Source organism: Methylobacterium sp. R2-1, assembly GCF_014191355.1.
In the GTDB taxonomy this organism is placed as follows: domain Bacteria; phylum Pseudomonadota; class Alphaproteobacteria; order Rhizobiales; family Beijerinckiaceae; genus Methylobacterium.
Map to the genome: position 1 here is coordinate 1 of NZ_JACHWM010000033.1, position 12,767 is coordinate 12,767.

Sequence of the window (12,767 nt, forward strand, 5' to 3'; positions counted from 1 at the left end):
GTGGCGCATTGGAACCAACTGAAAGCAGAGATGGGCCGCTCGAACGTCATCGTTCAGCGCACGGACGACGAGATCGCTCAGGAGCGCGCCGAGCAGCTGCGCGCCAACGAGGCCGTGGAGCGCCGGGACGCCTGGGAGCGGGAGCGCGCTGGCTTGCCGGTGAGGAACACCTTCACCCCGCGCGCGGAGGTAGTCGAGTGATCTGCCCCACCTGCACCGCTGAGGACAGCCTCGTCATCGAGAGCCGGAAGAGCCCACTCGGCATCCGCCGTTGGCGCGACTGTCAGGCCTGCGGCCACCGGTGGAGCACCGTTGAGGTGAACCGGTCCGACCTGATCGGCGCGGGGCTTCGCGAGTTGGCGCGCGCCGTCAGGAATATCGATCGCCGCGCCGTGGCGCCGAACCCCCTTCCGTAGACAGGAGCCCGGCATGATTGCCCCCGAGATCACCGACCATGCCCTCCTGCGCTGGATGGAGCGCGTCCATGGCATCGACGTCGATGGCTGGCGTGAGCTGATGCGGGCGGAGGTCGAGGAGGCGCTGCAGGCTTTCGACGGCCGCCCCGATGCCAGCGCAGCGAGCTTCGTGCTGCGCGATCAGCGCGTGGTCACCCTGATCCGAGCCGGCAAGCGCCCGCCTGACGACGATGCCGCGGTCTGCGTGCCGCGCGTCGCCTGACTGCCGCCATCACCCCTCTCGTAGCGTATCGAGGAACAGCCGCCATGCCACGAGGCCAGTTCGGCAAGGGCTACAACACCGCCCAGGCCACGCCGCAGCACAACAGCACGATTGCTCAGGACGTGCCGTTGCCGCCCGAGCGCCGCAACAAGGTGCCGAACCTCTACGTCTCGGCCCTGAAGTGGTACGTCTGCACGACAGCGCCGAGCCGGGAGCTGTCGGCGGCGGCCAGCGTCCGGCGCGCCATGCTGCGCGGGAGGCGCGAGGGCGAAACCCCTTTCGCCGCCTACGTCCCGTGCGAGTTTTTCTGGCACCGGGCCGTGCGCTCGAACCTACGGGTGCCGCGCCGGGAGATCCAGCGCCCGATCCTTCGCCACTACATCATTGTCGGCGTGCTCGGCGGCCTCTGCGACGACACCCTGGCCGCGCTGCGGGAGCGCGACCGTGAGGGGCGGAACGTGCACGGACTGCTCGGGATCCTTGGCGTCTCCGGGCTCGGCCCTCGGCCCATAAATGGTGAAGGTCTGCGCTGGCTCCGCAGACAGGGTGCAGACGAGATTGCTGGCGTCACGAACCGGTCGGCCTCCGGAAGCATCCAGCCCGGTGAGGACGTGCGCGCCGGCTCTGGGGTGTTCTCTGGCTTCCTGGGCAAGTTCATCGGTCACGCCGAGGGCGGCACGGTCGGCTTGATCTCACTCGAGATGCGCAGCACCACCTGCGAGGTACGGCTGCCGATTGAGGATGTGCATCGAGCAGCCTAGTGGGCCAAATCCGACGTTTGAAATCCGCCGCGAAGGGCTGCTTGCGCTTAGAATTAGTCGCCGAAGCGGCCTGTGAGGCAATGTGTATCAAGAATGCTCAATCGGCCACCGGCATTTCAAAATTAATACTGCTTCTATCTTATTATTTTCTTCGAATTATGAAAAAACTCGGATGCTATCCTGTGGATAAGTCGCCTCGACTCTTGCTGCTTCTCAACAGCCGCTTCTATCTGTGCGAGTATGTGAAAATCATCCTAGGGTGATTTGTTCGGGCCTATCAATGCAGGCTGCGGGGTCAGGCATGAATACGAAGGTGGCGGGTTTGTGCCCCTCGCTCATCGGTGGGATGGCGCGCAGGACGATCGTAACCCTCCTGTCGGTCTCGCTGATCACTACGCCGCTACCCTCCTCTGCACAGGCCGAGGAGGCTCCGCGGCCGGCACCAGCTGGATCGGCTGACCCCTCCTCCAGTTCCAAGCCAGCACCGGAGGCGTTGACGCCCTCGGCCCAGGAACCTGCTCCCTCCGCGGGTGGTCCGGCGGTCGGAAAGGACCAGGACCGCCCCTCGACGCCGACTGAGGCGCAACCCCAGAGCCAGCCGCAGGCCCGAATGGCCGGCGCACCAGCCGGGCAGGGTGCGGACCCGTTCGCGCCCGATCTGGGATCCGGCTCGATGCGGCACGTGGCGCAAACGCCGGAGACGCTCGGCTTCGGCGCCTTCGCCCAGAGCCTCGAGATCGAGGTGCCCAAGTTCCGCGGACTCGAGCCCAAGCTGTCGCTGCAGTACAGCTCCGGCGGCGGCCTCAACGCGGGCCGTCTCATGGCCGGCTTCGTCGGCGTCGGTTGGGAGTTGCAGGGCTTGCCCGACATCGTCCGGACCGCCCCCGTCAACGGTACTCCGCGTTTCGATGCCTCCGACGTATTCCAGCTCGACGGCAAGGACCTCGTCCCCTGCACGGAAGGCATGACCAGCCCGAGCTGCACCCAAGGCGGCAACTACACCGGCAAGGTCGAGAGCTACGAGCGGGTCCTCTACGATGCCGGGGCCAACACTTGGACGGTCTGGGCCAAGGACGGGACGCGCTCGCACTTTCTGGCGGTCGCTCACTGGGGCAACACGGTCGAGCCCGGCGACGACACTCCCGACCTGATCCGCTATCAGTATCGCTGGCTGCTGGCTGGCCGTGAGGACACGCACGGCAACACAGTCAGCTACAACTACAACTGCAGAACCCTGCCCGTCTGCTACCCCGACAAGATCGCCTACAACGGCACCGAGATCCTGTTCGTGGCCGCCGACCATCCGGCCTACCAGACCCGGGCGACGGGTCGAGGCCTTGCCCGGCTCGACCGGCAACTGCGGCGCGTCGAGATCCGCACCGGGGGCGCAGGCGTCCGTGCCTACGGGCTATGGCAGGAGACGAGCCCCTCGACGGGACTGCAGCGGCTGGTCGATGTGCGCCGGTTCGGCACCGTTTGGGGCCTCTACGACGATGCCCGGCCCTCCGGCGAGAACCTACTCATCGGCCACTACGCCTACAGCAATTCGGACATCGGTTTCACACCCGCCGCTGACGTCCTGCATACAGACGGCAGCGAAGTTTTCGACCTACCGGGCGATTTCAACGGAGATGGACGACAAGACGTCCTGATCATCAGAGCGACGGGCTACAACATCTGCTCTCTGGATATGAAGTTGTCCACCGGTGCAGGCATGGTACAGCCGCAGATCGTCCAACCGTTTCCCGGCGGGATTAGGTCCTGCAATGCGAACGGGTATGCCCTGCTCAGCAACTTCGGCTTCAGGGTTGGAGATCATGACGGCGACGGACTGGCCGACATTTCGATCTTCGTTGCCCCGAATTTGGACGTCTATCTGACACGGTACGACAGGGCGACGAATACGATCTCGTTCGAGAGCAAGACAATCTCCCTGCCCCATCCCATTATCAGTAACCAATATTCTATTCCATATGCCGACATCGAAGGTGACGGCGCTACGGAGATCATGCCTCACGGCTTTGACAACATATACAAATACAACGGCACTGAATTTGCCGCTATCGCATATCCCTCCGTCCCCAGGCCACGGGGCTTCGAAGAGGTGCTGACATCGAACGGCGATGCGAACGGCGATGGCAGGGCCGATCTACCGGCCTATCAGCTGGTAAGTGCCGGCTATCCGCTGGAATGGTACGTCACTCGATACAGGTGGGCCGGGACGCACTTCGAAGACCTGTTCTCGTATCGAGTCACAGGTGAGAAGCCGGCGGTCTACGACCTGCCCGGCGATCTCAACGGCGATGGGTCGACGGACGTCGCGCGCTACTACTTCCCCGACGGTTCATCCGGCGACCCGGTCGAGCAGTACGGCTTGGACTCCATCGCTTCGATCAGCCTGCAGATCTCCACCGGCCGCGCGTTTCAGGCCGACGTCCAACTCGCCCCCCAGACGAGTTGCGCAACCATCTATCGCTTCACGCCGAGCGAGAACCCCATCGGTCCCAAGGTCTGCGAGGTTCGCGTCATCGACATCGATGCCGACGGACGCAGCGACGTCGTGGTCTCGACACCGATCGGCATGGACGGATACGTGGCTCCCGTCGAGCTGTTCCTCAACCGCGGCGGGGGGAACTGGGAGCGCCGTGTGCTCCCAGCCCAATCCATCTACACGTTCGCGGACCTGAACGGCGACGGCAAGCCGGACATCCTCGCCCAGGCCAACAGCACCGGGCAACGGGGAACCTTCCCCTCGGGCACAATCCTCTACGCGACGGGGCCGATCCCGGACCTGATGACCTCTGCCACCTCCGCTCTCGGGGCGGTCACGCAGGTGGAGTACACCCCGTCCACGGCTTGGGGCGCCACCCCTGGCACCCGCATGCCTTTCGTGACCCAGACCGTCTCCGCCCTCACCGTCCACGATGGGCGCCATCCGCCCGCCCGCACAACCTTCGCCTACCGCGGCGGACGCTACGACTTTCCCAACCGGCGTTTCCTCGGCTTCGCTGGGCTCACCGCGACCCTGCCTTGCTCGGAGGGCGAGAGCGCCTGCCCCAGCCTCGACATTGCCTTCTCCCAGGACTTCGCTGCCGCCGGCACTCCGATCCAGGTTGAGCGCCGCGATGGCGCCGGCACCCCGCTACGTCGCGACAGCACCGGATTGCAGGCCAACAACGCCGTCCCACCCTACACTGCGCTGCCGGTAACCCAGGAGCGCACCGAGTTCTTCCCGAACGGCAGCAAGACCTCTCGCATCAGCCGCAACTTCAATGCCTTTGGTGAGATCGTCGCCGAGACGAGCCACGGCGACATCGCTCGTGCGGGGGATGAGCGCCACCGCACCATCGGCTACGCTGCTCCCAACCTGGGCATCTACATCGTCAACAAGCCCTCGCGCGAACGCCTCCATGCCGGCGACAACGCCGGCTCCCCCTTGGTGGCCGACACCATCACTCTCTACGACAACACCACGACGGAGGGGGCCGCCCCCGTCCGCGGCGACCCCACCCAGACCCAGCGCTGGCGCGACACCGCCGGCGACTGGGTCACTCGGGCTAGGGAGTACGACAGCTACGGAAACCTCACCGCCGAGACCAACGAGGTCGGCGCGACCACGCGCTATACTTATGACCCCGGCTACCACGTGTTCGTGGTCGCCACCACCAATGCCCTCGGGCAGGTCGCCGGCACCTACTGGAACCAGATCTGCGAGCAACCCGCGACTCAGACCGACCTCAACGGTGGCGTCACGACCTGGACTTACGACGGCCTGTGCCGCCGGACTCGCGTCACTCGTCCGGGCGGTGGGTATACCGGCTGGCACTACAACGACATCGGACAAGCTGACCGACAATACGTGCGCGAGGTCCGCCCCGCCCCCAACAACGCGGCCGGCGACATCTATGCGATGACCGACATCGACGGGCTCGGGCGGACCTGGCGCGTGCGCAAGAAAGGACCCGGCGCGTCCGACATCCACATCGACTACGCTTACGATGCCCGCGGCAATCGGGTGAGTGAGAGCCTGCCCTACTACTACGGGGCCCCGAGCTTCCGGATCGAGACCCGCTACGATGCCCTCGACCGTGTGGTCCGGATGACGCAGCCGGACGGAGCGGCCTCGACTGTCACCTACCGGGCGTCAGGTCTCCCCACCGGCTTCTCCGCTCAGGACATCGTCGATCCGCTCAGCCGTCTCACCGCGCTCGATCAGGACGCCTACGGCAACGAGGTCAGCAAAGCTCCGGTCGTGGGGGGAGCTTACGCGACCACCTCCACCGTCTTCGATGCCCTCAACCGGGCCGTCCAAGTCACTGACCCGATCGGTGCGGTCTGGACTTATACCTTCGACTCCCTCGGTCGGCGTACCCAGGCCAACGATCCGGATCTCGGGACGTGGAACTATGTCTACGACGCGGCCGATCGCCTGACGCAGCAGACCGATGCCAAGGGGAACATCACGACGTTCCGCTACGACGTTCTCGATCGCCAGTCCAAGAAGATACTCGGATCGGCCGCTGGTGAAGTTGGCCGCAATGAATATTACTATGACGAGTCAGGCCCGACTCCGGATCCTGATGGCATCCTGCCGCGCAACATCGGCCAGCTCACCTCGGAGACCAACAAGTATCCGGAAATCGGTGTCTGTTACGATTACGACGCTGACGGAAATGTCGCCCGCGAGCGTTGGTTTCCGCAATCCGAGCCTTTCTGTGACCTACCGGACCTGAGTGAGAATTACCGCATCCTGACCCGCTATGACAGCGGCGGCCGTGTGACCAGCCGGGTTTATCCCGATGGTGATACCGTCGGTGACGCCGATCCCGCCAGCGCCGGTGCCTGGCGCTACGATGCGGCGGGGCGGCTCTATTCCATTCCCGGGATGATCACCCAGACGTCGTATGACGCGGCGGGCCGCACGCTGTCCGTGACCTATGCTAACGGCATGAGCACGAACAACGTGTACTCCGAGACGCGCGGGTGGTTGCTTGAGACAACCACGAGCAAGGATGGAAACACCTTCCTGCGTATGGCCTACACGCGTGATGCGGCCGGCCGCATCACCGCCGTGGCTTCCTCGGACGAAAAAGCGAGCTGGACCTATGCCTACGACGAGCTCGACCAGCTGACGCTGGCCGACAATCAGGACGATGACAGCTTCGATCAGAGCTTCAGCTACGATCTCGGCGGGCGTCTGCTCAGCGCAACCGAGATCGGGACCTACGTCTATCCGGCGGCCAACGCACCCCGTCCCCATGCCCCGACCCAGATCGGCGCCGATGGTATGACCTGGGATGCCAACGGCAATCTCACGAACGGACGCGGCCGGCAGATCGTCTGGGACGGCTGGAACAGGCCGCTGTCGGTGACGGCTTCGACGCCACTTGGTACGCCGGGTGTGGAACTCAGCTACGGCCCGAAATACAGCCGCCGCATCAGCCAAATCACTCCATCCAACCCTGCTTGCGCAGCGCAGCCTCCGCTGACCGAGACCCTGACCCTCGGCAGGGAGTTGGAGCGGGTCACGACGCCGGTTTGTAGCAACGGATCGTGGGACTCGGTTTCTACCTGGACGAAATACGTCCACCCGGAGGCCAAACGGGTCGGCTGGGGGCCGGCTTCACAGACCATGTTCCTGCACCGTGACCCCTTGCAGTCAATCCGCCTGATTACGGACCAAACGGGAGCACAAGAGGCGGCCGCTCGCTACCAGCCCTTCGGTATGCGCCGTCAGCAAGTGGCGATCGGCGCGACGGTGATCGAACGTCGGGGCTTCATCGGTGAGCGCCACGATGCCACGGGACTGATGTACCTGAACGCGCGTTACTACGATCCGGAACTCGGACAATTTCTGTCGCCTGATACCCTTGATCCGCTCGAGCGCGGGGTCGGCACTAACCGCTATGCCTACGCTCTCAACGATCCCATCAACAAGCGCGATCCGAGTGGAACGCAGGCTGATGGCACGCAGACCGCCGTTACGCTCGATGAACTTCACGTTGTAGGGGGGCCCTCCTACGGAGATGGAGGGCGTGGGAGTAGTTCGGGGTACGGTATATCTTATGGTAGCAGCTGGGCCGCACAGGGCTTCATGATCGGGACGATCTTGGGCAGCCTTGGCGGGGGTGGAACAGGAGGATTTGGAGGTGCACTAGCGAGTGCGGCTTGCGGTCCTGGAGCACCTTTCTGTGCTGCGCCAGCCATAGTGGGAGGCGCTGCTCTAGGTGCTACCAAAGGTGCGGCAATCGGAGCGACAGTAGGGACCTTCGCCGGAGGTGTGCTAGGAACTGCTCTTGATCAAGGTCTCATCATGCTAAATGAGGCTGCCAAGGGAGGTCCCTCGAATGCAGCTACCGGCCCTAAACTAGCATCTCAGCTAAGGCAGCAATCAGCGTCGTCCCCGTTTAAGCCGAATGGAGAATTGACAGAAGAAGCAATCAGAGACTCGACGATGATCATGCAGAACAATCGACTTAGCAATCCGTTGGTACCTAAAGGATACGACAAATTCTCGACAAAAACATTTCAGAGCCCGAGCGGAAATTTCCAAGTACATTTCTACATGAATTCCCGCACTGGAAGAACTTTGTATAATATTGATTACAAAGTAAAATTCAATTGAGGAGGTGAAATTGAAAGTGCGTTGTATATCTCTCGATCTGGCGCATAATGGTGTCAGAAAAATATCTCCATGGCTGCGAGTAGGTGAGATTTATAGCGTACTGAGCATTGAGACGAGCCAAGAAACCGGAACATTGTATCGTTTGATTGTCGATAAAAAAGATCCAATAGCTTCGGTAGCTTTGTTTCCGTCCGATTTATTCGTAAAGGTTACAGATTTCAATCCTACAAGTTGGGTGAAGATAAGGTTTGACTCCTGTTTAGTGATTGCGCCAAAGTCTTGGCAAAGCCCAGGTTTCTGGGAGAGCTTCTATGATGGCGATCCAGTTGCGGAGAACTTATTTATGCTAGAGGTAAATAATATGATCAAGGAAGAAAGTTGATACATTAGCTGGGTTATTGATTGTTTCGTGGCCTGGCCGGCTGGCTTTCGACCGAGCTGATTGAGAGGATCAGCCAGTACCGAAGAAGCCGAACGTGCCGCGAGTTCAGAAGACGTGCGCGGAGCGGATGGTGCTGAAGCTGCGCCAGATCGAGGTGCAGATAGCCCAGGGCACGAGCTTGGCGCTGGCTCAGCTAAGGAAGCGAGATCTCCGAGCAGAAGCTGCGCGATGAGTGCCTACGGCAGGAAATCTTCTACTCATTGAGGAAAGCGCAGATCGTGATCAGGCTTTGGCAAAACACCTACAACCGCGTCCGGCCGCATTCGTTCCTGGGCTATCAGCCACCGGCGCCCGTCACCTTCCCGGATCTAGCCTTCAGGCTACCCATGGCTGTTGCCATGCAGTAGCCTCACACTCGGCTCGGTCCAAAATACCGGTCGGGTCAGAATGAAGGGACGAAATACATAATAACGGGCCGTTGCCTCGGATGAACGCCCCAAGTGCCCCCACGAGCCCAAACAGCTACCAAGTCTGCCAAGGAGATTTCTATCAAGAACCTTGACATCTATTAGTTGGAGCGTATTTTGAGTTTGCGCCAGTCGACGAAGAATATGCACGGGCTGGGCGCGAGAACGGACGTAGGCCGCCATAGGCCCTGCCGCTTCTCACGATTGGGGAAATGCGCCCGATGGGCTTCCCCATAGTTTTGCCGCCACCGCCCGCACCTCCTTAGCCACGTTGCTCGCTAGAACGCTGGGGTCGTCCAGCGTCTGCGCCACCCTAAGGGTCAACCGCTCGGCAGCCAGGACGTGGATCGTGCGCACCGCCGACTTGCCGTTCTCAAGGTCGCTGTAGGCGCGCAAGCTCATGCCGAGGCCATCGGCCATTGTCTTCTGCGTGAGGCCGAGCTTTTCGCGCAGATGGACAAGGTAAGCCTGGGACGCCTCTGCGTTGCTGTCGTAGTGATGATCCATTGCCGTTCTCGACGCGGGAGACTACATTCCCCTTCGGGAACCGGGTGAGGTCTGATCCACCCCACCCGGCCCCTCTGGGTTAGAAGAACAGGACGATGGTGATCGTCAGGCTCTTCCACCGCAGAGTGATTGAGATGGCAGGCATCTCTCTCTCCTCTGAGGTATCCGGCGACCACCGCCGGACAAATTCTGTATATGCGGAAACCGCACGTTGGTCAATCGCCAATGTGCGGTTTCTTCATGTTAGCGACCGTCGCTGCAAGCTCAGCCAGATCGACGGTTGACCAATCTGCTTCCCTATGACGGTGGCTTGTGCCCCGAGCGGATGGCCCGCTGCGGGGCTTTTCATGCGTCAACTGTAGGAATGGGCGCCACAAGCCGGGGTCCTACCGAGAACTGGACACCGACCGGCCGGAACTAGCTAGGTCGGCGTCAGCAGTAGAGCCCACATGAACGGGCCGGCGGCGCCGCAATACACGCACCTTCGACACCAATCCATCCTTCGAAAATATAATCGCCGACGGGAGAGCGCTCGTCAGCGTTCTCTAATCATGGGTGAACACAATGAAACGACTAAAATTAGGCTTAGGGCTGCTGGCCCTCATACTTCCGGCTGCCGCTCGTGCGTCCGACACCGGCACTTACTGCTCCAACAACCAGCTGTGGTCGTACATCTGTGGCGCCGGTCAGCCGGATGCCAGCTGGTCGCCGGTTGATCAATACACATGTTCGTCGAAGATGACGGGCCAGTGTTCGGACATTCCGGATCGCCTGTCGGTCTTCGATTACGATCAGTACGGCCAGCTGAATGGCGACGTGGCCGCAGCCGGTGTCGATCGTCTCCACCACTGGCGCACCTGGGGTAAGGCCGAAGGTCGGCAAAGCTCCCGGCAGTTCGATGTGCGTGCCTACCTGCGCAACAACCCGGATCTGCAGGCTGCCTATGGCACCAACTATCAGGCCGCGCTCGATCACTTTCGAGACTACGGCTACCACGAAGGTCGGGTGACCATCGACAACCCGACGCCCGGCCCGAACATGCCAGTCAAAGCCTTCAATCCGGACCTCGGCACGCAGTGGTTTGACCCGAACCAGGTGGTCAATCTGCGCGCGTCGATCTACCGGCTAGGCAGCGGCAATTGGGCGGACCACCAGATCAACCTCGATACGAAGCTGGACACCAGCCTCATCACCGGCTTGCCGAACCCCTACCGCCTGGGCGCCGGCGCCACGATCAAGGGTCCACCGCAGGATCCGGTTAGCGGCAAAACCGGCTTCTACGGTGTGCAGCAGTACGGAGATCAGTGGGGCGTCAGCATTGACACTCGCGCCGCCAAGGGCCTCCTGAACGAGTACGGTCGCTGGGTGAAGGCCAACAACAAGTTCGACACCGGCATGGGTACCATCGTGCTGGAAAAGTCGATGAGTGCGCGACCGTGGCGTGATGGCCAAGTGCTCAAGTCCTCCATGAGCACGCGCATCCCGTTTGCGGGTGGTGAGGGTCCAAGTGGTCCGCAGGACAACGGCTCGCACATCGTGGACTATTTCTTCATTCGCGACGTGGTCGGCGGTGGACTCATCACTCTCGGCTCGCTTCAGTTCGATACACGCGAGTCGGTTCAGCACTTCATCTACAAGAACCCGCCCGGCAGCTACACCTTCCAGATCTACAACATCCCGCTTAAGCGTCGCTTTGCCGACGAGGGGTGGGTCACCATTCCGAGCTGGTCGGCTGAGTTTACGCATCAGACGCATCCGGAAACGCGGCACCGCGAGTATTGGTACACCCGCGCCAACATGCAGAAGATCATCGACGATGCAATTGCGCATGGTTTTCAGGGTTTGACCAATAACCCTGATAACTACGAGGTCATCGGTTATGTGTACAACCCAGAGACGTTCAACAATCACAACCCGGCGACGGGTGAGATGACGGGTGACTCGTGGATCGGTATCAGTGGTCGATTCTTCGTGAACGGCCCGACGGCGCCGTAACCAAGTACTAGTGCCCTGCACTTGCCCCATAGGACGGGGACCCTGGCGCCCCCTAACCCTATACGGGTGGTCGGGGCCCCGGCTTTCCAAGCGCCAGGGTCCGAAAACCGAGCTGCCGGGTCGCGGCCCAGCTCGGCAGGGGATCGTAGGACATGGCCCGTCTCGCCACTCTCTCGCCGCGTCTCGGCACTCTGGGCACGCGCACAGCCCGGCCGGCGCCGAAGACGGCAGATCCCGAGCTGCTGACGCCCGAGCACAGAGTATGGCGCCAGGAAGTCCTGAAGCGTGCCGGATGGAAGTGTCAGGCTCTGGGCTGCACCGCTCACGGCCGCCGCGGCGGTGTCCGGCTCTACGCTGACCACATCGTCGAGCGCAGGGATGGCGGCGCGCCTCTCGACCCGGCCAACGGGCAGGCGCTGTGCCCGAAACACCATGCCGAGAAGACGGCGCGTGAACGGGCCAAGCGGATGGCGAGGTGAAGACCCATGCAGATCGGACGCGTCGAAGGCTGCACACGGGTGCTTGGCAAGAGCCAGGGCTACCTCGGCCTGCCGATCCGCGACGAGGTCATCACCTGCACTGTAGGCGGACCAGAGACGCCCGCCATGACGACCGCATGGCTGCCTACGACTGAGGAGCTTGCGGCCCTCGTAGCAGGCGCCCCGATCCATGTGCGGATCCTCGGCACTGCGCATCCTCCCATCATGGTCGAAGTCGGTGCAGCGCCCGAGGCCTGACCCGCTGTCCGGCGGCCTAGGGGGGCGGTCGAAACTCGGGAGCGCGCGGACCCGCACCGCAGCCCATCCCATTCGCAGATTTTTTCCTGGTGGGTGAATTCGAGGACCGCGGAGTGCTGCGGACGACGTGACGATGGGCAAGACGAAAAAGCCGATCGACTGGACGGCGATCGAGCGCGACTACACAAAAACCTCGTTGCCCGTCAGAGAGTTGGCCCGCTGGTACAACTGCGACGGGAAGGCGATCAGGCTGCGCGCGAAGGCCGGCGGTTGGCTCCGGCCGGGGCAGGAAAGCTCCGCGGCTCCTCCGCAGGCTCCGCAGCCCCTGGACGCCCTCGTGGCCCCGATTGTCGAGCGCCTGCGTGAGATGGCTCCTGACGAGCCGGCACAGACGCCCGACATCGTCGAGCGGGCACGCCGGGTGGCCCTGCGCATGGTCGACGAGCTTGAGACCATCACCGGTCGCCGCGGCGAGCTCGAGGCGCTGATCGACGAGGCTCTGGCCGGGAAGGACAACGCGAAGCAGCGCGCCAGCCTGCAGAAGGCGCTGAGCCTCAGCGATCGAGCCATGGTGCTGAAGAACCTCGCGCTGGCGACCAAGACCCTGGCGGAGGC

The 12,767-nt window shown here is 62.5% G+C and carries 11 protein-coding genes and 1 pseudogene; 11 read left to right on the forward strand and 1 reads right to left on the reverse strand.

The window, feature by feature from the left end; translation table 11 throughout:
* The 7 genes and pseudogenes from FHU13_RS26920 to FHU13_RS26950 all read left to right on the forward strand — a co-directional run.
* On the forward strand, positions 1 to 201 hold a 201-nt coding region (locus tag FHU13_RS26920), incomplete at its 5' end, for a hypothetical protein (protein ID WP_210287879.1).
* Positions 198 to 416, forward strand: a complete 219-nt coding sequence (locus FHU13_RS26925) for a hypothetical protein (RefSeq protein WP_183438894.1) — start codon at positions 198 to 200, stop codon at positions 414 to 416. The genes FHU13_RS26920 and FHU13_RS26925, both read left to right, overlap by 4 nt.
* A gap of 13 nt (positions 417 to 429) precedes the next feature.
* On the forward strand, positions 430 to 678 hold the full coding sequence (locus tag FHU13_RS26930) for a hypothetical protein (RefSeq protein WP_183438895.1): 249 nt from the start codon (positions 430 to 432) through the stop codon (positions 676 to 678).
* A 44-nt stretch (positions 679 to 722) separates the two neighbouring features.
* Entirely contained in the window at positions 723 to 1,439 is a 717-nt protein-coding gene (locus FHU13_RS26935) for a transcription termination/antitermination protein NusG (protein WP_183438896.1), read from the forward strand.
* Between the two features lie 301 nt (positions 1,440 to 1,740).
* The gene (locus FHU13_RS26940; protein ID WP_183438897.1) at positions 1,741 to 8,064 is read left to right on the forward strand and encodes an RHS repeat-associated core domain-containing protein; all 6,324 of its coding nucleotides are present in this window, start codon (positions 1,741 to 1,743) and stop codon (positions 8,062 to 8,064) included.
* A 4-nt stretch (positions 8,065 to 8,068) separates the two neighbouring features.
* Positions 8,069 to 8,446: a hypothetical protein gene (locus FHU13_RS26945; protein WP_183438898.1), complete on the forward strand. Its 378-nt coding sequence runs from the start codon at positions 8,069 to 8,071 to the stop codon at positions 8,444 to 8,446.
* 218 nt (positions 8,447 to 8,664) lie between these two features.
* A pseudogene (locus tag FHU13_RS26950) lies at positions 8,665 to 8,853 on the forward strand (integrase core domain-containing protein); the annotation flags it as partial.
* A gap of 258 nt (positions 8,854 to 9,111) precedes the next feature.
* On the opposite strand, the gene FHU13_RS26955 reads toward FHU13_RS26950, so the two are convergent.
* A complete protein-coding gene (locus FHU13_RS26955) occupies positions 9,112 to 9,420 on the reverse strand; it encodes a helix-turn-helix transcriptional regulator (RefSeq protein ID WP_183438899.1) in 309 nt (102 codons plus the stop codon).
* 564 nt (positions 9,421 to 9,984) lie between these two features.
* Between FHU13_RS26955 and FHU13_RS26960 the strand changes: the two genes are divergently transcribed.
* From FHU13_RS26960 to FHU13_RS26975, 4 genes are all read left to right on the forward strand, one after another.
* On the forward strand, positions 9,985 to 11,415 hold the full coding sequence (locus FHU13_RS26960) for a hypothetical protein (RefSeq protein ID WP_183438900.1): 1,431 nt from the start codon (positions 9,985 to 9,987) through the stop codon (positions 11,413 to 11,415).
* 152 nt (positions 11,416 to 11,567) lie between these two features.
* Positions 11,568 to 11,894: an HNH endonuclease gene (locus FHU13_RS26965; protein WP_183438901.1), complete on the forward strand. Its 327-nt coding sequence runs from the start codon at positions 11,568 to 11,570 to the stop codon at positions 11,892 to 11,894.
* A gap of 6 nt (positions 11,895 to 11,900) precedes the next feature.
* The gene (locus FHU13_RS26970) at positions 11,901 to 12,152 is read left to right on the forward strand and encodes a hypothetical protein (protein ID WP_183438902.1); all 252 of its coding nucleotides are present in this window, start codon (positions 11,901 to 11,903) and stop codon (positions 12,150 to 12,152) included.
* Positions 12,153 to 12,285: 133 nt separating this feature from the next.
* The coding region (locus FHU13_RS26975; protein WP_183438903.1) for a hypothetical protein at positions 12,286 to 12,767 on the forward strand (482 nt) is incomplete at its 3' end.

Coding starts and splice junctions, on each gene's coding strand:
- FHU13_RS26930 (WP_183438895.1), top strand. CDS start 430: ATGATTGCCCCCGAGATCACCGACCATGCCCTCCTGCGCTGGATGGAG.
- FHU13_RS26935 (WP_183438896.1), top strand. CDS start 723: ATGCCACGAGGCCAGTTCGGCAAGGGCTACAACACCGCCCAGGCCACG.
- FHU13_RS26940 (WP_183438897.1), top strand. CDS start 1,741: ATGAATACGAAGGTGGCGGGTTTGTGCCCCTCGCTCATCGGTGGGATG.
- FHU13_RS26955 (WP_183438899.1), bottom strand. CDS start 9,420: ATGGATCATCACTACGACAGCAACGCAGAGGCGTCCCAGGCTTACCTT.
- FHU13_RS26960 (WP_183438900.1), top strand. CDS start 9,985: ATGAAACGACTAAAATTAGGCTTAGGGCTGCTGGCCCTCATACTTCCG.
- FHU13_RS26965 (WP_183438901.1), top strand. CDS start 11,568: ATGGCCCGTCTCGCCACTCTCTCGCCGCGTCTCGGCACTCTGGGCACG.
- FHU13_RS26970 (WP_183438902.1), top strand. CDS start 11,901: ATGCAGATCGGACGCGTCGAAGGCTGCACACGGGTGCTTGGCAAGAGC.